The sequence below is a fragment of the Mycobacterium sp. NGS19 genome (assembly GCF_059813155.1).
On record NZ_JCALEB010000003.1, the window covers coordinates 642,301 to 668,870 of the forward strand.

Here is a 26,570-nt window from a genome sequence, read left to right on the forward strand (position 1 = left end):
TGCCTTCCTTCGGTGCCGCTCTTTCAGCGGGTGGCTTCGATCAACTTCGAGGACGAATAGCCGGGGACCGTCGGCAGCAACACCACCTCGCCGCCGTGCCGGGCCACCACGTCGGCTTCGGGCAGCTCGACGCCGGTGTAGTCGCCGCCCTTCACCCAGATGTCGGGCCGCAGCCGCTCCAGCGCGGCGGCCGGGGAGTCCTCGTCGAAGATCGCGACGCCGTCCACGCACGCGAGCGCGCCCAGCACCCGTGCCCGGTCAGCGGCCGGCACTACGGGCCGTCCGGGCCCCTTCAGCGCCCGGACCGACTCGTCCGAATTGATCAGCACCACAAGGGCATCGCCGAGCTCGCGGGCGCGTCGTAACAGCCGGACGTGGCCCGTGTGCAGCAGGTCGAAGCACCCTCCGGCGGCCACCAGCGTGCCGCCGCGCTGCCTCACTTTGTCGGCCAGCGCCAGCACCGCTGGCATACCGGTGACGGCGGTTGTGGTGGGCGCCATGCCGAATTCCGACGGCATCGGCATTGCGCTCGACACGCCGGCGGCGCCGCCGGCCGCCACGAACCGCGAGGCCGCGTCGACGGCTGCGGCGGTGGCGGCGAGGGCATCCTTGCCCTCGCCGAGTGCAATGGCTGCCGCAACCGTGTACCGGTCACCTGCGCCGCAGGTGTCGGTGCGGCCGCAGCCGCCTACTGCCGGTGCCGGCACGTGTTTGACGACGTGCTCGGCGTCGGAGAACAACGCTCCGCGCGCACCCAGTGTCACACTCACCGCGTTGGTGCGCCATTGCTCACGCAGGGCGGCTGCGATCCGGCTGTGGGTGCGGGCACTCTGTGAAAACTGTTGTGCCTCGGTTTCGTTCGGTGTGGCCAGCGCACAGCCCGCAACGGGCGCCGCCCCGCGGGGATGCGGGTCCCACACCACGGGCACGTCCGCAGCCAGACCGGTCAGCACGTCACGAAGTTGCGGATGCGCCGCGACGCCGCGTCCGTAGTCGGCGACGCACACCGCCGCGGCGGTCCGCAGCACGTCGGCAACCTCGGCGGGCAGCGGGTCGGCGGCCGCGACGCCGTCGCCGTGGTCCACCCGCACCACCGACTGCCCGGCCGCGCGGATGCGGACCTTGCTGACCGTCGTGCCGGTGAGCGGCAGCGCGACCACCCGGATCTCGGGATGTTCGGAGGCGAACAGGCCGGCCAGGGAGCGCCCCGCCGCGTCGTCCGCCGTCGCGGTCACCAGTACCACGTCGGGGTGCGCCCGCGCCGCCAGCACCGCGGCCAAACCCGCGCCGCCGGGGCGGTGCCAGATGCGGTCCGGCTCCACCACCGGCACCGGCGCCTCCGGTGACAGCCGCCGTGCCGATCCGTCGACGTCCACGTCGAGCATCGAATCGCCAATGACCACAATCGGTTTCATACGGTCGCCTTGGGACCCAGCAGCAACTCGTCCAGCGCGATGCACAGTGCGTGGATCAGCACCAGGTGCATCTCCTGCACAGTCGCAGTGGACGGCGCTTCGACACAGATCGCGTCGTCGCTCATCGCGGCCAGCGGATTGGGAGCCGGCCCGGTGAGCGCCCACGTGGTCACCTTCGCCTGGTGTGCAGCCTTGACGGCGGCCAGCACGTTGGGGCTGGTGCCGCTGGTGGACAGTGCGACCAGCACGTCACCCGGCCTACCGTGGGCCCGCACGCCGCGTGCGAACATCTCCTCGGCGCCGTAGTCGTTGACCAGCGCGGTCAGCGCGGACGTGTCCGTATGTAAAGAGATCGCCGACAACGGTTTTCGCTCGTCCTTGAAGCGACCCACCAGCTCGGCGGTCAGATGCTGCGCCTCGGCGGCGCTGCCGCCGTTGCCGCAGGCCATCAGCCGCCCGCCCGCCGCGAACACGTCGGCGAGGTGCTGTGCCCACTGCTGCAGTTGCGCCGCGCTGGGCCGCACCTGCGCGGCGGCGCTCACCAGGTCGGCGAAATGTTTGTCGATCATGCTGCACCTCGGCTTGCGATTCGGGCTACTGCGGCAACCACCTCAGCGGCAGGGATTCCGTCCAGGCAGGGATGCCCCGGAACCGGGCACCGGCGCGCCCGGGTGAGACGGCACGGTGCCTGCTGATCGCCCAGCAGCACCACGGGCACGCCGTACGGGCTCCACTGTTGAGCGGGCACCACCGGCGCGAACAGCGACACCACGGGTGTGCCCACCGCAGCGGCGAGATGGGCGGGGCCGGTGTTGGGCGCCACCACGGCGCGCGCACCCGCGAACACCGCGGCCAGCTCCGCCAACGTGGTCTGGCCGCCGAGATCGTGGGCGTGCTCGCCGGCCACCGCTGCGGTCAGTTCGCGGTCTGCGCGGGTGCCGGTGACCACGACGCGATGCCCCGCCACCGCGAGCGCGTGCACCATCTCGGCGCACGTATGCGGCGACGGGCTGCGGGCCGGCACCGCGGCCGCGGGATGGAAGGCCACGTATTCCTGACCGGTGACCGCGGCCAGCCGCGCCGGCACCGGCGGCAGCGCTCGTAGTCGCAAGCGTCCGTCGTCGCCGGAAGGCAGCTGCCAACCCGCGGCTTGGGCCAGCGACAGCGCACGCTCGGGTTCGGGGATGCCGGCCGCGACGTGGTGGCGAAGATTCAGCAGTGTTCCAGGATAGTCTTCGCAGATTGCGCCGACCCAGGGCACGCCGGCCATGCGGCAGATCAGCGCCAGCGGCAGCGGCGACTGGTGAAATGACGTGAAAATCAGTGCCACGTCGGGCTTTTCGGCGGCGATAGTGGCGACTAGCTGCTGCACGCTGTCTGCGGAAAGCTCAGGAGCGTCGAAATCCACCCACGCCGCGGCCCACTCGACCACACGGTTGACCCCCGGTAACAGTCGCGCCGCTTCACTGCCGCGCGGGCCGGCCAGAAACACCACGCGGTCGTGATTCGCGGCGACGGCGCGCACCGCGGGACCGGTGATCAGCACATCACCGGTGCTGTCGAGCCGGGCCACCAGTGCGGTACGGGTTGGCTTCTTTTCTTCGGGCAAGCCGCTCATCACCGCACCCGCCTCAGCACCAGCTCGACGGCCTCCTCCAGCGAATGCGCTACGTGCGCCGCCGCCTTCGCGTCGGCGATTTCCTCTCGCCGGGTCCGTTCGGTCGGCACCAGGATGGCGTCGGCGCGTGCGGCCTGCGCCGCCGCGACGTCGCCGCCCGTGTCGCCGATCATCACGCAGTGCCGCGTGTCCACACCCAATGCGGTGGCGGCGGCAATTACCATGCCGGGCAACGGCTTTCGGCACTCACACCCGTCATCGGTGTCGTGTATGCACACCTGCCAGGTGTCGAACGGTCCCAGCAGCTCGTCGACGCGGGCGTTGACCGCCTGCAACTGCTGGTCGCTGATCAAGCCCTTCGCGACGCCGGACTGGTTGGTGACGACGGCCAGCAGCAGGCCGTGCTTGCGCAGCCGGCCCAGCGCCTGGCGGGCGTTCGCCTTGGGCACCACCCCGTCGGGGTCGTTGAGATAGGGGCCGTCTTCGATCAGCGTGTCGTCGCGGTCGAACAGCACAGCCAACGGCGGTTCGGGATGCGCGCGCCGGAACAGCCATGTACCCCAGAGCCGTTGCGCCACCGCGACCGGCGGAATCAGCACGCTGCTGACCGCCATCGCCGTCACTTCGCGGGCCGTGCGCGGGCCGGCCAAGATGCGCCGCACCGCGAATTCCACCGTCAACGCCAACCACGTTGCCGCAGACGCCAAACCGAGTTTGCGACGGCCGGCCGATGCGGCGACCAGTGCCAGAATTCCTGCTGAGGTGGTGGCCGCATGAAGCCGCAGCCGCCCCCTGTTCCCGCCGATCTTGGCGCGCCAGTGGCGGCCGTGCTTGCGCCGCATCAGCGCGTCGTCACGGTTGCCGGCTTGCGCCCGCACACTCGCCATGATCGACGGCGTGCGCTGCGGGACGGGATGCACCGTCTCGCGGGAGCCGCGCACGATGCGGCCGATGCGCTGCATGCGCAACGCGATGTCGGCGTCCTCGCGGTACGCCCGCGGGAAGCGTTCGTCGAAACCGCCGCAGGCCACCAGCGCCGAGCGCCGATACGCCAGATCCGCGGTGATCCATGTCGACGTGACAAGTTGCAGAGTGCGGCGCTCGTCGTCGGTGGCCCGCCGTCCCTCGGGCGCTGGCACGCTGATCCGCGCCTCGATGCCCACGACTGACGGGTCCGCATTCTCGATGTCCGCGGCCAGCTGCGCGGGCCAGTCGGGACCGGTGACCACGTCGTCGTCGACGAAGCAGATCCAGTCGGCCGCGCTCGCACGCCATCCGGCGTTGCGGGCGGCTGCGGGTCCCCGCCCACCCGATCGCAGGACCGTGATCGGTAAGCCGGTGTCCGGCAACGGAAGCGGATGATCCGGAGCGGCGCGGTCGTCGACGACAACCACCGCGTCGGGCCTGGGTCCTGCGCCTTGATCCAGCGCGGTGAGCAGGCGGCCCAGCGACTCTCGGCCGATCGTCGGGATCACCACCGCAACTGACCCCGTCACGCCCGATGTCTCCGGATCATGAACGGGCCCATGGCCAGCACGTCGATAGGTGAGCTTCCGAAGCACTCGAGCGCATCGCGTGGGCTGTCGACCATCGGCCGTCCGGCGGTGTTGAAGCTGGTGTTGACGACGACGGGCACCCCGGTGCGCGACGCGAAGTGGCTGATCATTCTGTGCAGCACCGGTTTGTCCGTGTCGACGGTCTGGATGCGGGCGGTGCCGTCGACGTGGGTCACGGCCGGGATACGTTGCCGCCACTGCGGGTCGACATCGTGCACGAACAGCATGTACGGGCTGGGAATCGGACCGCCGGAGAAGATTTCGGCCGCTCTGTCGGCGAGCACCATCGGTGCGACGGGCCGAAACTGCTCGCGGCCCTTCACGTTGTTCATCCGCTCGAGGTTTTTGGCGTGGCGCGGATCGGCCAAGAGCGATCGATTTCCCAGTGCCCGTGGGCCGAACTCGGCGCGGCCCTGGAACCAGCCGACGAGCTGGTCGTCGGCGAGCGCATCCCCAATCGCCACCGCGATGTCGTCGGGCCGCTCATACGCAACGTCCGCGGTGTCGAGGATCGCCGCGATTTCGGCGTCGGACCAGCCGCGGCCCAGCGACGCCGAGGGCATCGGAGCGATCGGTTCACCGTGTTCGGCGGCCACGGCCAGCGCGGCCCCGAGAGCCGTACCTGCGTCGCCCGCCGCGGGCTGTACCCAGATCTCGGCGAAGCCGCCCTCCCGATACAGCCGCGAGTTCGCCACGCAATTCAGTGCGACCCCGCCGGCCAGGCACAGTGTGTCGGAGCGACTTCGGCCGCGCAGCCACGACACCAGCTGCACCAACACTTCCTCGAGCACCCGCTGCACGCTGCAGGCCAGGTCCGCGTGCGCAGGGTCCAAATCGGTGGCGTGCGGATCACGCGGCGGCGCGAACTCAGTCCAGTCCACGGGCTCGGTGCGGAATGTGCCGTCGCCGCAGGCGTACACGAGTTCGCGGAGCCGTTCGGCATAGGCGGGGCGCCCGTAGGAGCCCATCGCCATCACCTTGTATTCGTCAGATGACCGCTTAAAACCCAGGTGCTCGGTAAGGCTTTCGTACAGCAGGCCCAACGAATGCGGAAGTTCTTGCGCGGCAAGGATATCCAGCTTGCCTTCGCGGTACTCGCCGGCCAGCATCGACGTCGCCTCGCCGCGGCCGTCGATCACCAGCACCGCGCTGTCGGGTTCCGGTGACGCCAGCGACGCCGACGCCGCGTGCGCGACGTGGTGACGGACGTGACGGACGATGCCCGGGTCCAGTCCCGGCAACGCGGCCGCCAGGAACTGCGGCGCGCGCCGCGCGTAGAGCGTGCGCAGGTACTCCCAGTCGCGGTCCTGCCCGGCGATCGGGCCGCCGGGCACTTCGGCCAGCGCAGGGTCATAGGAGTAGGCGACGGCGTCGAGGTCCGCGGCCGAGATACCGCCCTGCTGCAGGCACCATCGCGCCGACTGCGTCGGCAATTCCCAGGTGGAAAACGCGACCGCCTGCTTGCCGTGCTTGCGGCGGGTGAACCGTTCCTCCTCGGCCGCAGCCACGATCTGCCCGTCGACCACCAACGCGGCCGCGGGATCGTGGAACACAGCATTGACGCCAAGGATGCGCACGCATGCCCCCTGATGAATTGTGGATTGCCGTCGGCTCGATCGTTAGACGTCCAAAGACATACCCAAGCGAGAAGTGGTTAAACAGCAGGCGCTACCCGTTGGCAGGTGCGGATAGCGCCTGGACATCCTGGTCACGGAACCATGCGACGGTCTCGGCCAACCCTTGATACGGCGGCACCTTTGGCTCCCACGACAGCTGTTCGCGGGCCAGTCGGATGTCGGGGCAGCGACGTTGCGGATCATCCTGTGCCGCAGGCACATAATGGATCGGCGAGGAACTGCCGGCCAGCTCGCGGATCATTTCGGCCACCGAGAGCACCGTCATCTCGGTCGGGTTCCCGATGTTCACCGGACCGGTGATGTCCGAGTCTCCGAGGGCCAGCAAAGCCGTTACCGTGTCGTCGACGTGACACAGCGATCGGGTCTGCTGACCGCTGCCCGCCACCGTGATCGGCTTGTTCTCGAGCGCCTGACGGCAGAACGTCGGCACCATGCGGCCGTCGTCGGCACGCATTCGAGGGCCGTACGTGTTGAAGATCCGCGCGACGCCGACGTCGCCGCCGTGGGTGCGGTGGTGCGCGAACACCATCGCCTCGGCGAACCGCTTGGCCTCGTCGTACACGCTGCGCGGACCGATGGGATTGACGTTGCCCCAATAACTTTCGCGCTGGGGATGCTCCAGCGGATCGCCGTACACCTCGCTGGTGGAAGCCAGCACGAACCGTGCGCCGCTGCGCTCGGCGATTTCGAGAGCCAACGACGTGCCGTGCGCGCCCACCCGCAGCGTCTGGATCGGCAGGCGCAAGTAGTCCGGCGGCGACGCCGGCGAGGCGAGGTGAAACACCGCATCGAAGCGGCGGTTCAGTCGCGGGTCGTCGGACGCCTCGGTGACGTCGTGCTCGACGAACTGCAGCCCGCTCTGTCGTTTGAGATCGTCGACGTTGGCCGGGGCGCTGGTGGACAGGTCGTCGACGCACACCACGTCGACGCCGCGGTCGAGCAGCCGCAGACACAGGTGGGTGCCGAGAAAGCCCGCTCCTCCCGTGACCAATACAGAACGCCATTCCCGCATCCTCTTCAAATACCCAGGTCGCAATCGGCCAAACGAGCGGTTTCCGCCGCAGGGCCGCCGGGTAGATGCGGGGCATGGAGCAGCCGAGGACGTCGTTCGTCATCGCGACCTACAACCGCGCCGACGAACTGGAACCCACCATCGGCCGGCTGCTGTCGGGCTTCGCGTGCCCAATCATCGTGGTGGACAACGGTTCTGACGACCATACCTGCGACATGGTGCGGACGCTGGGCAGATCTCAAGCCGGCAGGGGCCGAATCAGGCTCATTCCGCTGGACCGCAATCGCGGCGCCGCGGCCCGCAACATCGGCGTCAGCGCCTGCGAGACACCGTTCGTGGCGTTCTGCGACGACGATTCGTGGTGGGAGCCCGGCGCGACGGAGATCGCGGAGCAACTCTTCGACGACCACCCCACGCTGGCGCTGATCGCGGCGCAGACCACGGTATGGCCGTCGGGTCGTCGCGACGCGTTCAGCGACGAGCTCGCAGCCAGCCCGCTGGGCCGTAAGGACGGCCTGCCCGGGCCCAGTGTGCTTGGCTTCCAATGTTGTTCGGCGATCGTGCGGCGCGACGCGTTCCTGGCAGTAGGTGGATTCAGCCCGCTGCTGCACATCTACGGCGAGGAGACGCTGCTGGCGCTCGATCTGGCCGCCGCGGGCTGGGATCTGTGCTACTGCCCGCAGGTCAAAGCCTGCCACCAGCCGTCGAAGGTCCGTGGATCCAGCGCAGCTCGCGACGCGCGCGTTCTGCGCAACGAGTTTCTTACCGCGTGCATGCGTCGGCCGGCCGACCGCTGCACATCGGCGCTGGCACGTCTGTTGCGTTGTGCCACGGCCGATTCTGCGCACGCGAAGGCGACCGCCGAGGCGCTGGTTCGACTGCCGGCGGCGCTTGCCCAGCGCCGTCACCTGCCCGAGGACCTCGAACGCAGAGTCCGCACACTCGAGTAGCCGCGAGCGTGCACTGGCGTCCGCATCTACTCGGCGTGTCGGCGGGCAAACACGCGCGCTCGCCGGGATGAGGTGGCGGTCATGCGCTGGTAGACCTTGAGGGTGTCCGCGGCGATGCGGTCCCACGAGTAGCGCGCTTCGGCCCGTCGGCGCCCGGCGGCGCCCCACTCCGCCAGTCGCGCAGGGTCTTCCAGCATCTCGCACAGCGCCTCGGCGCATGCCCGCGGATCGCGTGGCGGCACCAGCACACCGGTGACGCCGTCGACCACGGTGTCGAGCATGCCGCCCACCGCCGTCGCCAGCACCGGCACGCCGCATGCCATGGACTCGACCGGAACAATGCCGAACGGCTCGTACCACGGCGTGCACGCGACCACGTCCGCCGAGCGCAGCACCGCCGGCATCTCGGAGCGCGACACCGAGCCGCACAACCGCACCCGGTCGCCGATTCCCAGCTCTTCGGCCAGGCTCGCCAGACGCACCGCCTCGGGTTCGTCCCCGAGCCGGCTGGCGTCCGGACCGCCGACGACCAGAAGCTCCGCATCCGGCACCGAGGCCATCGCCTCGATGAGAACGTCAAATCCCTTGCGCGGCACGAACCTTCCGACCGTGACCACGCGCTTGCGGTCGGTGCGCTCCCAGCGCGGCCCGTCGGGCGTGAAGTGCCGCAGATCGACCCCGCACGGGATCACCGCGGTGCGGGCCCGCGGCCGGCCCAGCCGCGCCAGCTCGAACACCTCGTCGGTACACGTCGCGGCCACCCAGTCGGTGCGCCGGGCGAGCAGCTCCTCGAGCCGTAAGCGGCCGGGTGGGCTGGTGTCCTGCTGGCCCTGGTGACGGCGCTTGACCACGCCGAGCGCATGAAACGTCTGCACCATCGGCACGCCGCGCCGGCGGGTGGCCAGCCGCGTTGCGACACCGGACATCCAGAAGTGAGCGTGCGCGATGTCGGGGCGTTCGGTGAGCCACTGATCGGCCAGGAAGTCGCCGAATACGCCCATGTGCTCCAGCAGCTCGTCTTTGGGTAGCACGGTGGCCGGGCCGGCGGGCACGTGCACCACGGTGTAGCCGGCCGGTGCACGCACCCGCTCCGGCAACCCCGGATCGTCGCGACGGGTGTACACCAGCACCTCGTGGCCGCGACGGGCCAACGCGGCCGACAGCTCGGCGACGTGGACGTTCTGACCGCCGGCATCCACGCCGCCGAGCGCCGCCAACGGACTGGCATGTTCGGAGACCATGGCGATTCTCATTGGCAGTGCTCCCCTTTCACGCTTCCCCTCGCCCGGCGCATGCACTGTCCACGACGCGGTCCCAGTCGCGCAGGAAACGGTCGAGACCGAAGTGACCGAGCGCAAACTCGCGGGCCGACTTGCCCGCCGCCCGCGCCGCCTCGTGATCGTTGGCGTACAACCTGACCGCGTCGGCGAGCGCCTCGACGTCGGCACTGACCACACCGGCCTCGCTGGGCACGCATAGCGGCGCCATCGTCGATGCGACCGCTACCACCGGCATGCCCAGATGCATGGCCTCCAACAGCGACAACCCCAGCGATGTCCACCGCGCGGTGTGCAGATACACCCGGCGTCGGGCGACCTGCTGATGCAGCGCCGGCGGCGCGACGTCGCCGTGCCCGCGTATCTGGCCGCCGAGCCGGTCGCCGAGCTCCGATGTCCCCATGCCCCACACGTCCACCGGCACGTCGGCGGACAGCGCCGGCAACAGGTCGGTGCCCACCACGCGGTTGCGGCGCAGCGGCTCGTTGATCATCGTGGCAGCCGCGGCGAACTCGCCGGTGTAGAGCTCGCCGGGATCGGCGATGCCATGGGCGACGACAGTGGTCGGCGCGACGCCGTTGTCCCACATCAACTGGTTGAACTCGGTGACGTGCACGATCGGGATGTCGGACCGGTCGGCGACCGGATGGCGACTGTCGGTAGGTGACGGCCGGGGTGCATTGTGCTCGACGTAGACGGCAGGCACGTCGACCCCGGGGCGCCGGCCCAGCCACTGCGTCACCCGCTCCAACTCGTGCGGCCGCTGCAGGATCACAAGATCCACCGGCTCGTCGCGGAGCCGGTCGACGTGGACTTCCCGAGCACGCGGCCAGCGGCGCCCGCACAGCCCGCGACCGTCGGCGCCGCGATCGTCAGTCAGGGGCAGCACATAGCGGTGCGACCCGGACACGAACGACTCGGTCCACGAACCGTGCACATGCCACAGCAGGATGCTGCGAGCCTGTGCAGTTGTCGCCACGCCACAAGTGGTTCCCGGAGTCACTTGTAGGTAAACAAAAGCCGTGTCAGCTCGAGCGGGTCAAGTCGCGGGTCGCGGGACCTTCAAGCAGCGTGCCGTCCGGCGCGAACCGGGACCCATGCAGCGGGCACTCCCACGCCTTGTCGGCGTCGTTCCAGTTCACGATCCCGCCGAGGTGCGGGCATACCGGCGAGACGCGATGCTCGACCCCGTCGACCACACACCGCGCCTCCAGGTGCCAGGGTGGACCGCTGACCACCCCGCCCTCGTCGTCGCCGGGCTGCCGATGCACCGCCCGGGTGAGCGGCGTGATCCAGCCCTTCGCGAGGTTGAAACCGACCTCGAGGTTGGCTTGCAGCGCGGTGGTGATTCCGGACAGCTCGTGCGGGCTCCAGCTGGCGAACGCCTTGGCCCAGTCCATGCGGCCGCCCAGAATGCGGCTGGACAGCGCTAGCGCCGCGGCCGCTCCGTTGGTCATCCCCCACTTGTTGAATCCTGTTGCGACGAAGATGCTTTCGTTGCCCGGCAAGATCGGCCCCACGTACGGCAGCTGATCGACGGGCGTGTAGTCCTGCGCCGACCAGAAGTGAGTCTGCACCGCGCCGGGATAGTGCAGCCGCGCCCACGACGAAAGCTCCTCCAGCGCCTTCGACGGGCTCTTCTTGCGCCCGACCGGGTGGCCCGCGCCTCCCACGATCAGCCGCTCCCCGTCGGGCGTGGGCGCGTACCGCACCGAGCGGGTGGGCGAGTCGGTGGAGATCATCATCGGTCGGGTGATGGTGCCGGGCACCTTGAACGCCAGGCAGTAGCTCCGGCTGGGCTTCAGCCTGGCGAAGTACCCGCCGCGGTCCAGGACCGGAATACCGGTGGCCAGCACCAGCTGCCCGGCCCGTACCTCGGTTTCGTCTTCGTCGGGGCCGTTGACCCGCAGCGTGAGCCCGCGGCGGCTGGACACGCTGCGCACGCGAGCCCCCTCGACCAGCCGACCGCCGCGATCCTGCAGTTCGGCCACCAGCGAATCCAAGAATGGCATCGGATCGAACTGCGCCTGGTCGGCCAGCCGCACACCGCCGTGGTAGGGGAACGGCACGTCGGCGTCGTCATCCCATTTCGCGCCCAAGCCCACGGCTTCGCACGCCTTCAATTCCGCGCGCGCCGACGGCACGCCCTTGCCGGACTGGGCGTAGGTGTAGGCATCTTCCCGCTGTACTGCGACCCCGTGGGTCTCGCAGTGGTGCACCACCCACTCTTGCCCCTCGCGGTTGCCGTCGACGTATGCCTTGGCCGTCTCGACACCGTGACGCTGGATGATCTTGGAGAGGTGAGTGCCCTGCAGCAGGCTGATTTTCGCGGTGGTGTTGCCAGTCGCGCACGATCCGACGGTGCGCGCCTCGAGCACCAGCACGTCCTTGCCCGCGCGGGCCAGCAGCACGGCGGTCATCAGTCCGGTGATGCCGGCCCCTACCACGACGACGTCGGCGGATCGGTTGCCGTCGAGGGTGCTTGCCACCCACGGCGCCTGCGCACGGTTGGCCAACCACAGTGAAGTCATGGTGGGGCGCGTACCCTTCGTCCGCCCCACGAAAACGCCGGGAAGATGTTCGTCACAACTGGCGTTTTGGCCACTGTGCGCGGCGGGGTAGGTTCGACGGGTGACCTCTGCACTGCCACCTGACGATCCGATCGACGAAGAAACCCCGGTCGCCGACGCTGTCGAGCAGCGCCTCGAGGTGGGCCGCACACCGAACCTTTCGGAAGACTTCGAACCCACCGAGGTCAGCGAAATCGCTTCCGAGGCACCGCCTGAGGACGCGAACCCGGCCGACTGGCAGGACCAGCGCACCACCGCGCCTGATGCCGACGACTGGGACGTCGACCGTTAGTTTGCGATGGCGCACCGGTGGCGGCGAATCCGAAAAGCCGCACTGCTGCTCGTCGTTCTCGTAGCGCTCGGTGTACTGGTGCGCGGCTGCCCGTCGATTCGCGACGGGATGGCCGGACAACTCGCCCGCGCCCAAGCGCAATGCGAGTCAGCCGCCCGCACCGGCATTCTGGCGCTGGACTTGTGGCAGGCCGGCAAGTCGACACGCCAGCTGGCCAGCGTGCAGCTGACCGACGCGCGTGACGAAGCGACCAAGAGCTACAAGGGAATTGCCGGACTCACGGCCACCCGCGAGGACGACCTGCGCCGTCAGCACGCGCTGCTCGACGCGATCACCGGCGCGGTCACGGCGCTCACCTCCGCCGGTGCTGTGGTCCTCGGCGTCGACCCGACGCCCCTCGACGTTGCACGTCAACGTCTCGCCGACGCAACGGACCGATTGTCGGCGGTGAGCGGATGAAGAAGATCTTCGCCGTTGCGTTGGGCATCCTGACGGCGATCGGCGGCTTCCTCGACATCGGCGACCTCGTCACCAACTCCGTCGTCGGATCGCGATTCGGTCTTGCGCTGGCGTGGGTGATTCCCGTCGGCGTACTCGGCATCTGTCTGTACGCCCAGATGGCCGGCCGGGTCGCCGCGGTCAGCGGCCGGGCAACTTTCGAGATCATCCGCGACCGACTCGGAGCCCGGGCGGCGCTGGCCAATCTCGGCGCGTCGTTTTTCGTGAACTTGATGACGATCACCGCCGAAATCGGTGGTGTCGCACTGGCTTTGCAGCTAGCCACCGACGTCGGCCCGATGCTGTGGATACCCGTCGCCGCCTTCGCGGTATGGCTGGTGATCTGGCGGGTGAAATTCGAGACCATGGAGAACGTCACCGGCCTGGCCGGGCTTTCCCTGATCGTGTTCGCCGTGAGTATGTTTCTGCTACACCCCAATTGGGTCGATCTCGGCAACCAGGCGTTGGCGCCGGTGATCCCGCAGTCGGAGTCGGCGGCCACGTACTGGTATTTCGCAATCGCTCTGTTCGGGGCGGCGATGACGCCGTACGAGGTCTTCTTCTTCTCCTCCGGCGCCGTCGAGGAAGGCTGGTCCGAAGACGATCTGGGTAAGTCTCGGCTCAACGTGCTTGTGGGCTTTCCCCTGGGAGGTGTGCTGTCGTTGTCCATCGCGGCGTGCGCGGCCCTGGTCTTCGCCCCGAAAGCCGTTGAGGTGACGTCCCTTTCGCAGATGGTGACGCCGGCGGTGCTGGCCGGCGGAAAGGTGGCGCTGGCATTCGTGATCGTCGGCGTCGTCGCCGCCACGTTCGGGGCGGCGCTGGAGACCACGCTGTCGGCCGGCTACACCCTCGCCCAGTTCTTCGGCTGGCCGTGGGGAAAGTTCCGCAGGCCTTCGCAGGCGTCGCGATTTCACGTCGTGATGATCGTGGCACTGGTCATCGGCTCCGCGGTGCTGGCCACGGGTGTGGATCCGGTGATGGTGACCGAGTACTCGGTGGTGTTCTCCGCGATCGCGCTGCCGCTGACGTATCTGCCGATTCTGTTGGTGGCCAACGACCCTGAGTACATGGGTGACCGGGTCAACGGCAAGCTCACCAACGCGTTGGCAATGGTGTATCTGGTGGTGATCATCGCCGCGTCGGTGGCGGCGATACCGCTGATGATCGTGACGGGAGCCGGGGAATGACGAGAACTGTGGGGGAATTGCCCGCCAAACACTGGCCCGGACGCGTCATCGACGCGCGACTTCAGCTTCTGGACCGCCAGATTCACGACATCCACGAGGTGCCGTCCGGCACCGTCGACGACATCGTGTTGGCTAATCTGCCTGTGGGCCAGGACATCCCACGCGGCACACCACCGCCCGCGGTGACTCACCTGGTCACCGGGCCGGTGCTGGCGACACGGATCTTCGGTGGCCGGCCGTCGAAGTCTCGACTGACCTACATCGACTGGGGGCTCGTCGAAAAGCTCACCACGGTGATCACATTGAAGGTCACGCTGGAAGACTTCGACTCCACGTGGGTGGAGCGCTGGCTGCGAGACAACGTGATCGGTCGGATTCCGGGAGGCGGCCATGCTCCTGAGTGATCTCTTGGGCTGCGACGTATACGACGAGCAGTCACATCGGCTGGGCACGGTCGTCGACGTGCGCTTGGCCGCACCGCCCGACGACCACCAGCAGGTACCCACGCACCTTCTCGGCTTCGTCGTCAGCCCGCACAGCCGATCGGCCTATCTCGGCTACGAACGCACCACTGTGAACGGACCGGCGTTGCTCGCACGAATTCTGCGGTGGCGTCACCGCGGCACGTTCCTGGCGGCGTGGGAGGACGTGGCGCGAGTGGAGATGAATTCGATCACTCTGCGCCCAAATTTCCGCAGGTACTCGGCGCGGCTGCCGGCTGCGCTCGGGCGTCAGGTTTAGTCCCGAAGGGTCGCGGGAAATAGCCAGGCAGCGACGGGCAAGGACGTCTGTCGTCGCGGGATGGGAGGCCATCGTCCGCAGCGCCGAGCGGTCGCGCTCGCATGAAGGTATCCAACAAGGAGGAAGTCAATGGCGGAGAACAGCGGGCCCGAAGAAGCCATCCGGGGCGTCGTCGAAGATGTCAAGGGCAAGGCCAAGGAAGCTGTCGGGACGGTGACCGGCCGCGATGACCTGGTTCGTGAGGGTAAGGCCCAGCAGGACAAGGCCGAGGCAGAGCGCGATGCCGCGAAGAAGGAAGCCGAAGCGGATGCGGCGCGCAGCAGTGCGAAGGCGGCCGAGAAGCGCCAAGAGGCAAACCAGTAACTTCATGACGCGCGGTGGGCCCAGTCCGAAATGGACTGGGCCCATTGCTGTTTCGACGATTGTTGCGGTACCCGCTAAGGCCGGCGCGTGGCTGCGTGATCGGCGTTTTCAGCGGCGACCCGAGCCACTCGCCTGCGTTCGCCGTACACCCACACCGCACCGACGGCCGCGGTGACGAGCGCGACCGCGCCCGCACCGATCGTCCAGTCCATCACGCCCCGGGCGGCCGCGCCGATGCCGATCACCAACGCCAGCACCGCCAACCCGAGCAGCGCGTAGCCGCCGAGGCTGCGATTGTCTTTCATCGCTTCGCCGACGCGCGGCCGCGCGGTACGGGCGTCGTCGCTGGGGTCGTTCTGCCGTTCCGGCATGCGCAATCTCCCTGTGTCAGGCGTGCTTTCGTCAGAAGGCCTACCCTGCCGCCGCGCATGCGAAACTGCCCGCGCTGCCTGACACCGCGCGTTACGCGGCGTGCCGGTGCGGCGAGGTGGCGGGATGTTGCGCGAGCCAGCGCGCTTCGATACGGCGCACGCGGCGCCGCTCGACGCTGAGCCACGACGCACCCCCGCCGACGGTCAGTGCCGCGGTGATCGCGGCCCAGACGAGCAGTTCCTGGTGTTTGTAGGCAAGTGCCGCCACGAACGCGACCAGCGCGACGACACCGACGGCGATCAGGAAAAAGCCCGGCCAGAAGTAGACGTCGATCATCGACTCGCCGGCGTGTGGTTGATATGTGCGGGAGTGATCCGTCGGATCGTGATGTGTGTCTCCCATCACCGTCTCCTTCATCGAGATGCCCTCGACGATACTCGGCATCCGTCGACTTGAAGAGGGCGAGAAGAGACCGAAAACTTGCGGTGGCCTGGTGTTACTTGTACGGCGGGTACGGCTGGCGGCGAAGCACATCTGCCAGGTGCACGGCGTTGCGCGCCGCGGCCGCGGTGGTTGTGTGGATCGCCTCGGGCACTTGGTCGAGGTCCTTGAAATCGCCGCCCTGCATGGCTTCACCGTTCCAGTACGTGCAGCCCTGCGCCGGGATCGTGAACCCGATGTCGTTGAGTGCCTGGAAAAGGTCCGCGACGATCTTGTGCGCGCCGTCCTCGTTGCCCACCACCGCTGCGAGCGCCACCTTGCCGACCATGGACGGCCTGCCGTCGTCATCGGTGTTCGAGATCTCCGCGTCGAGTCGCTCCAGCACGCGCTGCGCCACGCTCGACATGTGGCCCACCCATGTCGGCGTCGACACCACCAAGATGTCTGCGGCGAGGATCTTTTCCCGCAATCGCGGCCATTCGTCGCCAGGCCCCATGTCGGCCTCCACACCCGGCAGCACGGTCAGGTCGACCACGCGCACCGACTCGCATTCGACGCCGGATTGCCGCAATTGCTCGAGCACCTGTCGGGCCATCAGGTCGCTGCTGGAGGCCGACGGACTGGCTTTGAGGGTGCAGACCAACGCGAGCGCTCGCAAAGCGTCTGCCTGCGGGTGGGACGACATGGCACCGCGAATACCCCGGGCGGGTTCGGCGAAAACAGCTACAGCAGCGCGACCGGCGCCGTCATCGTCAACACCACGAGCATGAGCACCAGCAGGAACCAGCCCGCGCCTTGCCAGATCCACCAGCCGCCTCGGGCGCGCCAGGTTTGATACGTGCGGACGAACGCCCAGACGCCGCCGGCGAAGAGCACGACGGCCGGACCGATCGCCAAGGTGTTGCGCTGCAACGCGGTGCAATGGTCGAGCGCACCCGCCCCGGTGCCTGTCTTGCACCCGTTCAGCCATGCCAGCGACGCCAGCAGCACCACCACGGCGATCGCTACGAACACGGCCGCCGCTTTCACCGCCGCGGCCAGCGTCGCGCGGTCGCGCCGCGGGTTGCCGGTGTCCGGCGCCATCTTCATCGGGCGCTAGCCTCCCGCGGGAGTCGGATACCGGTCGTTGATGTCGGCGTTGCTGGACTTGCGCGCGCAGTGGGCGCAACAGAAGATTGCGTCTTCGGTTTCCACGCCATGCCCCAGGATTCGGCAGCCGCAGTGCGCGCATTCCGGTGCCAGCTGCGCGGCGGCGCACTCGATGCTGTCGAACGTCGCGGTGCGCTCCCCCCAGCTCACCGTGAACGCCTTGTCGTACTCGTTGCCGCAGGTGTCGCAGATAGCCACGTCCATATCCCTTTCTCTACAGATCGCCACAGAGTTCCCGTCGGCTGCGACGCAGAAACTCGAGCCTCGATTCGACGGGCGCGGCGCAGGGTACGACCAGGGTTGAAAACGCGACAACGATGGGAGGTCACACGTGGCTCGGCACGTCGAGGTCGACCCCGAACTGTGGGACGAGTTTCACCGCGTCGTGAACATGACATCGCGGGAGTTGTCCGAATGGCTGCGCACCCGCTCGGCACACGAGGACGCCGAGGAGTTGCCCGACCAGTCCGGGACGCCGACCGGCCGACGGGTGCTGCAGATCTTGCAGAAACGCCGGGTCGATCTCACCGACGACGACGAGCACGTCATGCGCCGAGTCGTCGACCGTGTCCACGCCGAACGCCGCGACGATCTCGAACCGACTGCAGGACAAGAGAATTGGCGCCATCGGCTGATGTCGATCGGTCACGATCCGCTCAAGCCGCCGCGCTGAGCCGGGCTCGTGTCGGTCCGTGAGCTGGTCGTCCTCGGCACGTCAAGCCAGGTGCCGACCCGGCATCGCAACCACAACGGCTACCTGTTGCGCTGGGACGGCGAGGGGCTGACCATTCCGCCGACGCGATCGGCTACCGACTAGTCGAACCCGACGGCCGACGCATGCTTCCAGAATCGTTGCGCCACTTCGGGATCGACGGCCCTTGCGTGGGCGAATTGCAGCGATACGGCGTCATCGTGGCGAACGGACGGACCATCCGGCTCTCTGGCCGACGGGGTGGACCTGCTGGTGATCGAGGCGACGTTGTTGGACGAGGACGCAAACCTTGCCGCGCAGTAAAGGCACCTGACCGCCCGGCAAGCGGGGATGGTGGCGCAGCAATGCGGAGTGCGGCGGTTGGTGCTGACCCACTTCTCCCAGCGGTACCCGGCAATCGGCGGTTCCATGACGAGGCGGCCCAGGTGTATTCCGGCGATCTCGTGGTCGCCGAGGATCTGATGCGCGTCGCCGTGCCCAACCGGCGCTGACCGCGCCGCGGTTCGAACGCCCTGTCGCGGGTACCCGTCGGCATGCATGTGGTGGTCACCGGCGCAACAGGCAACGTCGGGACAAGCGTCGTCGAAGCTCTCGCCTCCGACGAGCGGGTGGACCGGATCGTCGGCGTCGCGCGCCGCCGGCCGCAGTGGCAGCCACCGAAGACGACATGGGTGCAAGCTGACGTGTCCTGCGACGATCTCGACCGGCACTTCCGGGGCGCCGACGCGGTGGTGCACCTGGCGTGGCTCTTCCAGCCGACGCATGACGAGCTGGCCACCTGGCGCAACAACGTATTGGGGGCGATCCGCGTGTTCGACGCGGTCGCCCGCGCGGGTGTCGGCGCGCTGGTGTACTCGTCGTCGGTCGGTGCATATGCGCCCGGTCCCAAGGACCACGGCGTCGACGAGTCATGGCCCACTCATGCGCTGCCCACCGCAGCGTACGGGCGGGAGAAGTCGTATCTGGAGCGCGTGCTCGACACCTTCGAGCGCGACCATCCCGACGTGCGCGTGGTGCGGCTGCGTCCGGGTTTCATCTTCAAGCGCGAAGCCGCCTCGGCGCAACGCCGGCTGTTCGCCGGTCCGCTGCTGCCCGGCGCGCTGGTGCGGCCGTCGTTGCTGCCGATCGTTCCCGATCTGCCGGGCCTGCGGCTGCAGGCGCTGCACAGCGTGGACGCCGGAGAGGCGTTTCGGCTGGCGGTTGTGCAGCCCGTCCGGGGGGCGTTCAATGTCGCGGCCGACCCGGTGCTCGATCCGGTGAGCCTCGGCGGCTTGCTCGGCGCGCGGCCGGTCAAGCTTCCGCTGGCCCCCATCCGCGCGGTCGTCAGCGCCGCCTGGAACCTGCATCTGCTGCCCGCCAGCCCGGCGCTCGTCGACCTGGCCCTGAGCCTGCCGATCATGGACACCACGCGCGCCCAGACGGAACTGGGCTGGCATCCCTCGCGCAGCGCACTGGACGCGATCCGCGACTTTCTCGACGGGCTCAGGGACAGCAGCGGCATGTCCACTCCCCCGCTGGATCCGGCGGCGGGCGGCCGACTGCGCGGCAAGGAGTTCGCGACCGGCGTGGGACAGCGGGCCACCACGTAGAGCCCGTCGCCGCACCGGCTTGTCGTACCGGGTTGGCACGATGGTGAGGTGAGCGCTTCTGCCGATCCGCTGGGCCGCTTCAGCCCCGCCACCCGCGAGTGGTTCAGCGGCACGTTCGAGGCGCCCACTCCCGCGCAGGCACAGGCCTGGTCGGCGATCGCCGACGGCGACAACACCCTGGTCATTGCACCTACCGGGTCAGGCAAGACGCTCGCGGCGTTCCTGTGGGCCATCGACCGGCTGGCGCATCAACCCGGCGACGGCACAAGGGTGCTCTACATCTCGCCGCTCAAAGCTCTGGCCGTCGACGTCGAACGCAACCTGCGAACCCCGCTGACCGGCATCACCCGTACCGCGCAGCGGCTGGGCCTGCCGGACCCGCAGATCACCGTCGGCCTGCGCTCCGGCGACACCCCACCCGCGCGGCGACGCGAGCTGGTCAGCCGGCCGCCGGACATCCTGATCACCACGCCCGAGTCGCTGTTCCTGATGCTCACGTCGGCCGCCCGCGACACGCTGGCGAGCGTCGAGACGGTGGTCGTCGACGAGGTGCACGCGGTGGCCGGCACCAAACGCGGCTCGCATCTGGCGCTTTCCCTGGAACGTCTCGACGCGCTGCTGCCCCAACCGGCGCAACGCATCGGCTTGTCGGCCACCGTGCGTCCGCCGGAGGTGGTCGCGCGGTTCCTGGTCGGCGCAGCGCGGCCGGTCACCATCGTGGCGCCGCCGGCGGCCAAGACGTTCGACCTGTCCGTGGTGGTGCCGGTGCCTGACATGGCGAACCTCGAGAACAACACGATCTGGCCGGACGTCGAGCAGCGCATCGCGGATCTGATCGAAGCACACAACTCGACGATCGTGTTCGCCAACTCGCGGCGCCTGGCCGAGCGGCTGACTGCGCGGCTCAACGAGATTCACGCCGAACGCGTCGGGATTGCCCTCGAGCGGCCGCCGAATCCCGAAGTGCCCGGCGGGCCACCGGCGTACATCATGGGCAGTGGTCAGACGTTCGGCGCCGAGCCGCTCTTGGCCCGTGCGCATCACGGTTCGGTGAGCAAGGAACAGCGGGCCGCGGTCGAGGACGACCTGAAGAGTGGGCGGCTCAAAGCCGTCGTTGCCACGTCGAGCCTGGAACTCGGAATCGACATGGGCGCAGTCGATCTCGTGATCCAGGTAGAGGCGCCGCCGTCGGTGGCCAGCGGTCTGCAGCGCATCGGCCGCGCCGGACATCAAGTCGGCGAGATCTCCCGCGGCGTCGTGTTTCCCAAGCACCGCACCGACTTGATCAGTTGCGCGGTGACGGTGCAGCGGATGCGGGCCGGCCAGATCGAGAACCTTGCGGTGCCGGCCAATCCGCTCGACGTGCTGGCGCAGCACACCATCGCCGCATGCGCGCTCGAGCCACTGAGCGCCGACGTATGGTTCGACACCGTGCGCCGCAGCGCCTCGTTTTCGACGTTGCCGCGCAGTGCATTCGAGGCGACACTGGATCTGCTGTCGGGCAAGTATCCGTCGACCGAGTTCGCCGAGTTGCGGCCCCGGCTGGTGTACGACCGCGACACCGGCACCCTGACGGCCCGGCCCGGGGCGCAGCGGCTGGCCGTCACGTCGGGCGGCGCCATCCCCGACCGCGGTCTGTTCACCGTCTATCTTGCCGCCGGCGCTGATTCTGAAAAGTCCTCGCGGGTAGGCGAACTCGACGAGGAGATGGTGTACGAGTCGCGGCCGGGCGACGTCATCTCGCTGGGTGCGACCAGCTGGCGGATCACCGAGATCACTCATGACCGCGTGCTGGTAGTGCCCGCATTCGGGGAGCCCGCCCGCCTGCCGTTCTGGCGCGGCGACGGCGTCGGTCGGCCCGCCGAGCTCGGGGCGGCGCTGGGCGCGTTCACCGGCGAGCTGGCCGGCCTTCCGCCGGAAGCGTTCGGACAGCGTTGCGCGGCAATGGGTTTGGATTCGTACGCCACCGAGAACCTGCGCCGGCTGCTCGACGACCAACGTGAGGCCACCGGCGCGGTGCCCACGGATTCCACACTGCTGGTCGAACGGTTCCGCGACGAGCTCGGCGACTGGCGGGTGATCTTGCACTCACCGTACGGACTGCGGGTGCACGGACCGCTGGCGCTCGCGGTCAGTCGGCGACTGCTCGAACGCTACGGCATCGACGAGAAACCCACCGCCTCCGACGACGGAATCGTCGTTCGCTTGCCCGACACCGAGGACGTGCCGCCCGGCGCCGACCTGTTCGTGTTCGACCCCGACGAAATCGAGCCCACCGTCACCACGGAGGTCGGCGGTTCAGCGCTGTTCGCGTCGCGCTTCCGGGAGTGCGCTGCCCGGGCGCTGCTGCTGCCACGGCGCCACCCTGGCAAGCGCTCACCGTTGTGGCACCAGAGGCAGCGAGCGGCGCAGTTGCTCGATGTGGCGCGCAAGTACCCCGACTTCCCGATCGTGCTGGAGGCTGTGCGCGAGTGTCTGCAGGACGTGTACGACGTGCCGGCGCTGACCGCCCTGATGACCGGAATTCACCAGCGCCGCGTGCGAGTGATGGAGGTCGAGACCGCCACCCCGTCGCCGTTCGCGGCGTCGCTGCTGTTCGGCTACGTCGGCGCGTTCATGTACGAAGGCGACGCACCGCTGGCCGAGCGGCGTGCGGCGGCACTGTCGCTGGACACCACGCTGCTGGCCGAACTGCTGGGCCGCGTCGAGTTGCGGGAACTGCTCGACCCGGACGTCGTCGACGTCACCCATCGCCAACTGCAACACCTCAGTCCCGACCGACTCGCGCGCGACGCCGAGGCGGTCGCGGACCTGCTGCGCCTTCTCGGTCCCCTCACCGAGGAGGAGGTCGCTCAGCGCAGCACCACGGCGGATCCGGGCGGCTGGCTGGAGGGGCTGCGGGCGTCGCGCCGGGCGGTGACGGTGTCGTATGCGGGTGCGACGTGGTGGACCGCGGTCGAGGACATCGGCCGGCTGCGGGACGGCGTCGGCATCGCGGTGCCGCCCGGCGTCCCGGTGAGCTTCACCGAGCCGGTCGCCGACCCGCTGGGCGAGCTGCTCGGGAGGTATGCCCGCACCCGGGGCCCGTTCACGACCTCCGACGCGGCAGCGCGGTTCGGGCTCGGTGTACGGGTTGCCGAGGACGTGTTGAGAAGGCTGGCTGTCGACGGCAAGCTCGTTGGTGGCGAATTCATCTCTGCTTCAAGCGATTCCGGGCAGTGGTGTGACACCGAGGTGTTGCGCATGCTGCGGCGACGGTCGCTGGCGGCGCTGCGCGCGCAGGTCGAGCCAGTCAGCACCGCCGCCTACGGCAGGTTCCTGCCGGGCTGGCAACAGGTGGGCGGAAACACGTCGGGCGTAGATGGCGTGGCGGCCGTCGTGGAACAGCTCGCCGGGGTCGCCGTCCCGGCGTCCGCCCTGGAGCCGTTGGTGCTTGGGCAGCGGGTACGCGATTACCAGCCGGCGATGCTTGACGAACTGCTGGCCTCTGGCGAAGTGGTCTGGTCGGGGGCCGGCGCGATCTCGGGTAGCGACGGCTGGGTCACGCTGCACATGGCCGACACCGCGCCGTTGTCGCTCGCCGCGCCGGTCGAGATCGATTTCACCGACCGGCACCGGATGATCCTCGACACGCTGGCGCCCGGCGGTGGCTTCTTCTTTCGGCAGCTGACCGACGGACGCGACGAGCGTGAGCTGAAAGAAGCACTATGGGAGCTGGTTTGGGCCGGCTGGGTGACCGGTGACACTTTTGCGCCGGTGCGGGGCTTGCTCGCCGGGTCGGGTCGTGGGCGGTCGGCGCCTGCGCACAGACAACGGCGGCGGGCACCGCGGCTGAGCCACTACAGCGTCGCGCACGCCCAGAACCGCGCATCGGACCCCACCGTGGCCGGCAGATGGTCGGCGTTGCCGCTTCCTGAGCCGGATTCGACTGTGCGCGCGCACTTTGCGGCTGAACTGTTGTTGGGCCGCTACGGCGTGCTGACGAAGGGCAGCGTGGCCGCAGAGGGAGTGCCGGGCGGATTCGCCACGCTCTACAAGGTGCTGACCGCGCTCGAGGACGCGGGCCGCTGCCAGCGTGGCTACTTCGTCGAGTCACTGGGCGGCGCGCAGTTCGCGGTCGCCTCGACCGTCGACCGGTTGCGGTCGCATCAGGACAGCGTCGACCCCGACCGCCCCGCCTATCACGCGGTCGCGCTGGCCGCAGCCGACCCGGCGAACCCGTACGGCTCGGCGTTGCCGTGGCCCGTCGGCGAAGGCCGCCCGGGCCGCAAAGCCGGCGCGCTCGTCGTGCTCGTCGACGGAAAACTGGTGTGGTTCCTCGAGCGCGGCGGGCGCTCGCTGTTGACTTTCTCGTCGGACCCCGAGGCACAGCGAGCGGCCGCGGGCGCGCTCGCCGACCTGGTTGCCGACGGGCGGATGGGGGGCATCGTGGTCGAGCGGGTGGACGGCGTGCCGGTGCTGGATCCCGGTCATTGCACGGATGTGGCGGTGGCGCTGGCCGATTCGGGATTCGCGAGGACGCCGAGAGGTCTGCGGCTGAGGGCGCGATGAGCGCTTGCGCGGGATAGTAGGGCTCGATGCCCGAGGGTGACACCGTCTGGCTGACCGCCGCCAAGCTGCGAGACGGCTTGGTGGGCAAGACGCTCACACGCTGTGATGTCCGGGTACCACGGTTTGCGACCGCGGATCTGACCGGCCACACAGTCGACGAAGTGCTCAGCCGCGGCAAGCACTTGTTCATCCGCGTCGGCCCGGCCAGCATTCATTCGCATCTGAAGATGGACGGCAGCTGGCGGGTGACGGCCAGGAACCGCGGCGTGCGGCCGAACGATCACAGGGTACGAATTATTCTGGAAACACACGACATTCAGGCCGCCGGCATCGACTTGGGCCAACTCGAGATCCTGCCGCGCAACCAGGACATGTCGGTGGTGGCCCACCTAGGACCGGATCTGTTGGGCATCGACTGGGACCCCGCGCGAGCGGCCGCCAACCTGACCGCCGACCCTGACCGCCCGGTCGGGGCGGCACTGCTGGACCAGCGCGTCATGGCCGGCGTCGGCAACGTTTACTGCAACGAATTGTGTTTTGTGTTCGGCATTTTGCCCACTGCTCCGGTGTCGCGACTTGCCGATCCGCTGCGCGTGGTCTCCCGTGCGCACGACATGCTCGTGGCGAACCGCACTCGCTGGAACCGCACCACCACCGGAGATCGCCGACGTGGCAGCGAATTATGGGTATACGGCCGCGCCGGAGAACCCTGCCGCCGCTGCGGCACACCTATTCAGACTGATCGCCGCGGCGAGCGGGTCACGTATTGGTGCCCGCACTGCCAGAGTTAGCAGCGGCCGCTATCCCCCGAACAGCTGCGGATGGGCCGCGATGTACTGGTCGACTGTCTGCGGCGGCTGTCCGGTGATCTTCTCGAAGTCTTCGCTCATTCGGTCGTAGCGGCCGTCGCGGTGTAGCCGCGCGATGGTCGCGATGTGCTGTTGGACATGTTCGGGCAGGCCGGATACGCGCAAGTACTGCCGAACCCAGTCGTCGTAGGGGGTGTCTTCGGCGGTGACCGGCCGGTTGAGACCGCGGGCGTAACGCTCGGCCAATCCGTGGATGTCGAGGACTTCTGCGCCGGTCAGTTCATAGACGTCGCCGATGCGATCCGCCGGATCGAGCAGCACCTCGACGACCACGCGCGCGATATCGACGGCAGCGATAGGTGAGGTACGCCCGGTTCCGATCGGCAGCGGCAGCACGCCGCGCTCCCGCACAGACCGGCGGACCAACATCGCAAACAACGGGTTGTCCAGGAACACGGTCGGCCGGATATGTACCACGGGCACGCCGGACCAGTTCATGACCTGTTCGGAAAGCCAGTGCAACCACTGCTGGAATGATTCGCCGGTGCTGGTCAACCCCATTTCCGAGACCGTCATCTGCGACATGTTGACAATTACCTGGTAGCCGCCGACATCCCGCGCGGCCGCGCAGACGATCGCCGTCGCCTCGAGATAGTCCAGCGACACGCTCATGTTGAAGAACATCCGGTCGACACCGGTCATTGCGTCGACGACGTTGCGCGGATTGGTCAGATCCCCGATGACCACCTCTGCGCCGATTTCGCGCAGCCGCTGTGCCCGGGCGTCCTCGCGGTGCACCATGGCCCGCACCGGTTCGCCCCTCTCGATCAACATCTCGACGACCCAACGACTGACTCCGCCGAGCCTTCCGGCCGCCCCCGTGATCAGATACATGCCCTTAAGTTAGTCGCCGCGGGTGGCCGTCAATCACCGATCGACCACTTGGATGTGGCGATGAGGTGTCCGCGGTCCAGTGCAGCGGCGCGGTGTTCATGCACGTGCAGATATGCCTCGTCGGTGACCATGCCGATGAACGCGCCGGGCGTCGGATATTCGACGATCAGGATCGCGTCCCACCACGGCCGTTCACCGTCGCCGATCACCACCGTCGGCGCCGTTCCGCTGTAGCGGACGATGCCGCCGACCCGCTGAAGGTGTGGGGTCACTTCTCGTGCGTACTGTCGATAGCGCTCTGCTCCGCCGGGCTCTTTGAACTTCAGCAGATTGACCATCACCACGGGAGCATCCGGGGGCCGCGCCGCAAGCGCGGCGATCTGCTCGGCCGTCGGTTCGAGCTCTGACATCGTATCTCCTTGCGTTGCAATGGCTTCGGGTTCATCGTCGGCATGATGCGCGACCACCGCATCGAAGCGATGTCAAGCCATCTTTCCGCATTCGTGGGCACCAGTCGATGATTTCGCGTTGTGGCAACACCTACTTCGACCCGCACCGCAGGCTCGAAGGCGTTCGGCTCAGCTCACATTGGTGAGCACCATCGGCGCGCATGGTAATGACGAGTGGCAAGGTCCCTGACCTAAGGGCTTGATGCGGCAAGCATTTGCGCTTCACTGCCTTGCCGGCTGTGAGCGGTCCGGGGTGAGGAGGCCTAGTTGTTGGTCGGTGGTGATTGGGGTTGGAAGGGTTGGTACCACCACCACTGGGCGCGCTCACCGGTAGGTCCAGGGCACGGTGGCACCGCGGGCGGGGGCCGTTTGGGTGGGCGGGCCAGCGAGCCGGCGCTCAGTACTCGCCCAGCGTTGTCGGTGACGACGAGCGCGTCGGCGGGCCCGCTGATGGTGATCAGGCCGCGATGGTGCAGCCGGTGATGATG

29 protein-coding genes and 1 pseudogene are annotated in these 26,570 nt (G+C 68.5%); 12 read left to right on the top strand and 18 right to left on the bottom strand.

What is annotated here, in order from left to right; translation table 11 throughout:
* Nucleotides 1–23: 23 nt before the first annotated feature.
* From AC5Y4N_RS12980 to AC5Y4N_RS13005, 6 genes are all read right to left on the bottom strand, one after another.
* On the bottom strand, nt 24–1,415 hold the full coding sequence (locus AC5Y4N_RS12980; protein ID WP_499907569.1) for a PfkB family carbohydrate kinase: 1,392 nt from the start codon (nt 1,413–1,415) through the stop codon (nt 24–26).
* Complete coding sequence (locus AC5Y4N_RS12985) at nt 1,412–1,984, bottom strand: D-sedoheptulose-7-phosphate isomerase (protein WP_499907567.1); 573 nt, start codon at nt 1,982–1,984, stop codon at nt 1,412–1,414. The genes AC5Y4N_RS12980 and AC5Y4N_RS12985 overlap by 4 nt, the downstream gene beginning before the upstream one ends.
* Nucleotides 1,981–3,033 carry a glycosyltransferase family 9 protein gene (locus AC5Y4N_RS12990; protein WP_499907565.1) on the bottom strand — a complete coding sequence of 351 codons (1,053 nt, stop codon included), beginning with the start codon at nt 3,031–3,033 and terminating at the stop codon, nt 1,981–1,983. Before AC5Y4N_RS12990 ends, AC5Y4N_RS12985 begins: the two co-directional genes overlap by 4 nt.
* Complete coding sequence (locus tag AC5Y4N_RS12995; protein ID WP_499907563.1) at nt 3,033–4,529, bottom strand: HAD-IIIA family hydrolase; 1,497 nt, start codon at nt 4,527–4,529, stop codon at nt 3,033–3,035. The genes AC5Y4N_RS12990 and AC5Y4N_RS12995 overlap by 1 nt, the downstream gene beginning before the upstream one ends.
* On the bottom strand, nt 4,526–6,166 hold the full coding sequence (locus tag AC5Y4N_RS13000) for a carbamoyltransferase family protein (RefSeq protein WP_499907561.1): 1,641 nt from the start codon (nt 6,164–6,166) through the stop codon (nt 4,526–4,528). The genes AC5Y4N_RS12995 and AC5Y4N_RS13000 overlap by 4 nt, the downstream gene beginning before the upstream one ends.
* A 91-nt stretch (nt 6,167–6,257) precedes the next feature.
* A complete protein-coding gene (locus AC5Y4N_RS13005) occupies nt 6,258–7,238 on the bottom strand; it encodes an NAD-dependent epimerase/dehydratase family protein (protein ID WP_499907559.1) in 981 nt (326 codons plus the stop codon).
* A gap of 74 nt (nt 7,239–7,312) precedes the next feature.
* On the opposite strand from AC5Y4N_RS13005, the gene AC5Y4N_RS13010 reads away from it, so the two are divergent.
* On the top strand, nt 7,313–8,188 hold the full coding sequence (locus AC5Y4N_RS13010; RefSeq protein ID WP_499907557.1) for a glycosyltransferase family 2 protein: 876 nt from the start codon (nt 7,313–7,315) through the stop codon (nt 8,186–8,188).
* 26 nt (nt 8,189–8,214) lie between these two features.
* Here the strand turns inward: AC5Y4N_RS13010 and AC5Y4N_RS13015 are convergent, their stop codons facing one another.
* The 3 genes from AC5Y4N_RS13015 to AC5Y4N_RS13025 all read right to left on the bottom strand — a co-directional run bounded on the left by AC5Y4N_RS13015 (nt 8,215) and on the right by AC5Y4N_RS13025 (nt 11,996).
* Complete coding sequence (locus AC5Y4N_RS13015; RefSeq protein ID WP_499907555.1) at nt 8,215–9,441, bottom strand: glycosyltransferase; 1,227 nt, start codon at nt 9,439–9,441, stop codon at nt 8,215–8,217.
* A gap of 16 nt (nt 9,442–9,457) precedes the next feature.
* Nucleotides 9,458–10,411, bottom strand: coding sequence for a glycosyltransferase (locus tag AC5Y4N_RS13020; protein ID WP_499908053.1), 954 nt, complete (start codon nt 10,409–10,411; stop codon nt 9,458–9,460).
* Nucleotides 10,412–10,490: 79 nt separating this feature from the next.
* Nucleotides 10,491–11,996 (bottom strand): FAD-dependent oxidoreductase, encoded by a 1,506-nt coding sequence (locus AC5Y4N_RS13025; RefSeq protein ID WP_499907553.1) that lies wholly within the window; start codon nt 11,994–11,996, stop codon nt 10,491–10,493.
* A 100-nt stretch (nt 11,997–12,096) separates the two neighbouring features.
* Here AC5Y4N_RS13025 and AC5Y4N_RS13030 point away from each other — a divergent pair, with 100 nt between their 5' ends.
* The 6 genes from AC5Y4N_RS13030 (at nt 12,097) to mbp1 (ending at nt 15,116) form a co-directional block, all read left to right on the top strand.
* Entirely contained in the window at nt 12,097–12,327 is a 231-nt protein-coding gene (locus AC5Y4N_RS13030) for an Rv3202a family protein (RefSeq protein ID WP_499907551.1), read from the top strand.
* Between the two features lie 6 nt (nt 12,328–12,333).
* Complete coding sequence (locus AC5Y4N_RS13035; protein ID WP_499907549.1) at nt 12,334–12,786, top strand: hypothetical protein; 453 nt, start codon at nt 12,334–12,336, stop codon at nt 12,784–12,786.
* Entirely contained in the window at nt 12,783–14,012 is a 1,230-nt protein-coding gene (locus AC5Y4N_RS13040) for an NRAMP family divalent metal transporter (RefSeq protein WP_499907547.1), read from the top strand. Before AC5Y4N_RS13035 ends, AC5Y4N_RS13040 begins: the two co-directional genes overlap by 4 nt.
* Entirely contained in the window at nt 14,009–14,416 is a 408-nt protein-coding gene (locus AC5Y4N_RS13045) for a hypothetical protein (protein WP_499907545.1), read from the top strand. Before AC5Y4N_RS13040 ends, AC5Y4N_RS13045 begins: the two co-directional genes overlap by 4 nt.
* Nucleotides 14,403–14,753, top strand: coding sequence for a PRC-barrel domain-containing protein (locus AC5Y4N_RS13050; protein ID WP_499907543.1), 351 nt, complete (start codon nt 14,403–14,405; stop codon nt 14,751–14,753). Before AC5Y4N_RS13045 ends, AC5Y4N_RS13050 begins: the two co-directional genes overlap by 14 nt.
* Before the next feature lie 129 nt (nt 14,754–14,882).
* Complete coding sequence (gene mbp1 / locus AC5Y4N_RS13055; RefSeq protein ID WP_499907541.1) at nt 14,883–15,116, top strand: microaggregate-binding protein 1; 234 nt, start codon at nt 14,883–14,885, stop codon at nt 15,114–15,116.
* Between the two features lie 74 nt (nt 15,117–15,190).
* Here the strand turns inward: mbp1 and AC5Y4N_RS13060 are convergent, their stop codons facing one another.
* From AC5Y4N_RS13060 to AC5Y4N_RS13080, 5 genes are all read right to left on the bottom strand, one after another.
* Entirely contained in the window at nt 15,191–15,487 is a 297-nt protein-coding gene (locus AC5Y4N_RS13060) for a protein UsfY (RefSeq protein ID WP_499907539.1), read from the bottom strand.
* Nucleotides 15,488–15,578: 91 nt separating this feature from the next.
* On the bottom strand, nt 15,579–15,890 hold the full coding sequence (gene usfY / locus AC5Y4N_RS13065) for a protein UsfY (protein WP_499908052.1): 312 nt from the start codon (nt 15,888–15,890) through the stop codon (nt 15,579–15,581).
* Between the two features lie 94 nt (nt 15,891–15,984).
* On the bottom strand, nt 15,985–16,614 hold the full coding sequence (locus AC5Y4N_RS13070) for a flavodoxin family protein (protein ID WP_499907537.1): 630 nt from the start codon (nt 16,612–16,614) through the stop codon (nt 15,985–15,987).
* A 38-nt stretch (nt 16,615–16,652) separates the two neighbouring features.
* A complete protein-coding gene (locus AC5Y4N_RS13075) occupies nt 16,653–17,018 on the bottom strand; it encodes a hypothetical protein (protein WP_499907536.1) in 366 nt (121 codons plus the stop codon).
* A 6-nt stretch (nt 17,019–17,024) separates the two neighbouring features.
* The gene (locus tag AC5Y4N_RS13080) at nt 17,025–17,276 is read right to left on the bottom strand and encodes a metallothionein (protein WP_499908051.1); all 252 of its coding nucleotides are present in this window, start codon (nt 17,274–17,276) and stop codon (nt 17,025–17,027) included.
* 133 nt (nt 17,277–17,409) lie between these two features.
* Here AC5Y4N_RS13080 and AC5Y4N_RS13085 point away from each other — a divergent pair, with 133 nt between their 5' ends.
* Nucleotides 17,410–17,751, top strand: coding sequence for a DUF3140 domain-containing protein (locus AC5Y4N_RS13085; protein WP_499907534.1), 342 nt, complete (start codon nt 17,410–17,412; stop codon nt 17,749–17,751).
* A 9-nt stretch (nt 17,752–17,760) separates the two neighbouring features.
* Entirely contained in the window at nt 17,761–17,895 is a 135-nt protein-coding gene (locus AC5Y4N_RS13090; RefSeq protein ID WP_499907532.1) for a hypothetical protein, read from the top strand.
* Here AC5Y4N_RS13090 and AC5Y4N_RS13095 read toward each other — a convergent pair.
* Nucleotides 17,892–18,329 (bottom strand): hypothetical protein, encoded by a 438-nt coding sequence (locus tag AC5Y4N_RS13095; RefSeq protein WP_499907531.1) that lies wholly within the window; start codon nt 18,327–18,329, stop codon nt 17,892–17,894. The genes AC5Y4N_RS13090 and AC5Y4N_RS13095 overlap by 4 nt on opposite strands.
* Here AC5Y4N_RS13095 and AC5Y4N_RS13100 point away from each other — a divergent pair.
* The 3 genes from AC5Y4N_RS13100 to nei2 are packed head-to-tail and all read left to right on the top strand — an operon-like array spanning nt 18,324 to nt 24,721.
* The gene (locus AC5Y4N_RS13100; protein WP_499907530.1) at nt 18,324–19,379 is read left to right on the top strand and encodes an NAD-dependent epimerase/dehydratase family protein; all 1,056 of its coding nucleotides are present in this window, start codon (nt 18,324–18,326) and stop codon (nt 19,377–19,379) included. The genes AC5Y4N_RS13095 and AC5Y4N_RS13100 overlap by 6 nt on opposite strands.
* A 48-nt stretch (nt 19,380–19,427) precedes the next feature.
* Nucleotides 19,428–23,930 (top strand): ATP-dependent helicase, encoded by a 4,503-nt coding sequence (locus tag AC5Y4N_RS13105; protein ID WP_499907528.1) that lies wholly within the window; start codon nt 19,428–19,430, stop codon nt 23,928–23,930.
* 26 nt (nt 23,931–23,956) lie between these two features.
* Complete coding sequence (gene nei2 / locus AC5Y4N_RS13110; RefSeq protein WP_499907526.1) at nt 23,957–24,721, top strand: endonuclease VIII Nei2; 765 nt, start codon at nt 23,957–23,959, stop codon at nt 24,719–24,721.
* 9 nt (nt 24,722–24,730) lie between these two features.
* On the opposite strand, the gene AC5Y4N_RS13115 is transcribed toward nei2, so the two are convergent.
* The 3 genes and pseudogenes from AC5Y4N_RS13115 to AC5Y4N_RS13125 form a co-directional block, all read right to left on the bottom strand.
* Nucleotides 24,731–25,633 (bottom strand): NmrA family NAD(P)-binding protein, encoded by a 903-nt coding sequence (locus AC5Y4N_RS13115; RefSeq protein WP_499907524.1) that lies wholly within the window; start codon nt 25,631–25,633, stop codon nt 24,731–24,733.
* Between the two features lie 29 nt (nt 25,634–25,662).
* On the bottom strand, nt 25,663–26,043 hold the full coding sequence (locus AC5Y4N_RS13120) for a DUF1330 domain-containing protein (RefSeq protein ID WP_499907522.1): 381 nt from the start codon (nt 26,041–26,043) through the stop codon (nt 25,663–25,665).
* A 302-nt stretch (nt 26,044–26,345) separates the two neighbouring features.
* A pseudogene (locus AC5Y4N_RS13125) lies at nt 26,346–26,570 on the bottom strand (hypothetical protein); the annotation flags it as partial.

What these genes read in the sequence shown, in the direction of transcription:
- AC5Y4N_RS12980 (WP_499907569.1), bottom strand. Translation starts at nt 1,415, where the DNA reads ATGAAACCGATTGTGGTCATTGGCGATTCGATGCTCGACGTGGACGTC.
- AC5Y4N_RS12985 (WP_499907567.1), bottom strand. Translation starts at nt 1,984, where the DNA reads ATGATCGACAAACATTTCGCCGACCTGGTGAGCGCCGCCGCGCAGGTG.
- AC5Y4N_RS12990 (WP_499907565.1), bottom strand. Translation starts at nt 3,033, where the DNA reads ATGAGCGGCTTGCCCGAAGAAAAGAAGCCAACCCGTACCGCACTGGTG.
- AC5Y4N_RS13005 (WP_499907559.1), bottom strand. Translation starts at nt 7,238, where the DNA reads ATGCGGGAATGGCGTTCTGTATTGGTCACGGGAGGAGCGGGCTTTCTC.
- AC5Y4N_RS13010 (WP_499907557.1), top strand. Translation starts at nt 7,313, where the DNA reads ATGGAGCAGCCGAGGACGTCGTTCGTCATCGCGACCTACAACCGCGCC.
- AC5Y4N_RS13015 (WP_499907555.1), bottom strand. Translation starts at nt 9,441, where the DNA reads ATGAGAATCGCCATGGTCTCCGAACATGCCAGTCCGTTGGCGGCGCTC.
- AC5Y4N_RS13025 (WP_499907553.1), bottom strand. Translation starts at nt 11,996, where the DNA reads ATGACTTCACTGTGGTTGGCCAACCGTGCGCAGGCGCCGTGGGTGGCA.
- AC5Y4N_RS13035 (WP_499907549.1), top strand. Translation starts at nt 12,334, where the DNA reads ATGGCGCACCGGTGGCGGCGAATCCGAAAAGCCGCACTGCTGCTCGTC.
- AC5Y4N_RS13040 (WP_499907547.1), top strand. Translation starts at nt 12,783, where the DNA reads ATGAAGAAGATCTTCGCCGTTGCGTTGGGCATCCTGACGGCGATCGGC.
- AC5Y4N_RS13045 (WP_499907545.1), top strand. Translation starts at nt 14,009, where the DNA reads ATGACGAGAACTGTGGGGGAATTGCCCGCCAAACACTGGCCCGGACGC.
- AC5Y4N_RS13050 (WP_499907543.1), top strand. Translation starts at nt 14,403, where the DNA reads ATGCTCCTGAGTGATCTCTTGGGCTGCGACGTATACGACGAGCAGTCA.
- mbp1 (WP_499907541.1), top strand. Translation starts at nt 14,883, where the DNA reads ATGGCGGAGAACAGCGGGCCCGAAGAAGCCATCCGGGGCGTCGTCGAA.
- AC5Y4N_RS13060 (WP_499907539.1), bottom strand. Translation starts at nt 15,487, where the DNA reads ATGCCGGAACGGCAGAACGACCCCAGCGACGACGCCCGTACCGCGCGG.
- usfY (WP_499908052.1), bottom strand. Translation starts at nt 15,890, where the DNA reads ATGGGAGACACACATCACGATCCGACGGATCACTCCCGCACATATCAA.
- AC5Y4N_RS13070 (WP_499907537.1), bottom strand. Translation starts at nt 16,614, where the DNA reads ATGTCGTCCCACCCGCAGGCAGACGCTTTGCGAGCGCTCGCGTTGGTC.
- AC5Y4N_RS13075 (WP_499907536.1), bottom strand. Translation starts at nt 17,018, where the DNA reads ATGAAGATGGCGCCGGACACCGGCAACCCGCGGCGCGACCGCGCGACG.
- AC5Y4N_RS13100 (WP_499907530.1), top strand. Translation starts at nt 18,324, where the DNA reads ATGCATGTGGTGGTCACCGGCGCAACAGGCAACGTCGGGACAAGCGTC.
- AC5Y4N_RS13095 (WP_499907531.1), bottom strand. Translation starts at nt 18,329, where the DNA reads ATGCATGCCGACGGGTACCCGCGACAGGGCGTTCGAACCGCGGCGCGG.
- nei2 (WP_499907526.1), top strand. Translation starts at nt 23,957, where the DNA reads ATGCCCGAGGGTGACACCGTCTGGCTGACCGCCGCCAAGCTGCGAGAC.
- AC5Y4N_RS13115 (WP_499907524.1), bottom strand. Translation starts at nt 25,633, where the DNA reads ATGTATCTGATCACGGGGGCGGCCGGAAGGCTCGGCGGAGTCAGTCGT.
- AC5Y4N_RS13120 (WP_499907522.1), bottom strand. Translation starts at nt 26,043, where the DNA reads ATGTCAGAGCTCGAACCGACGGCCGAGCAGATCGCCGCGCTTGCGGCG.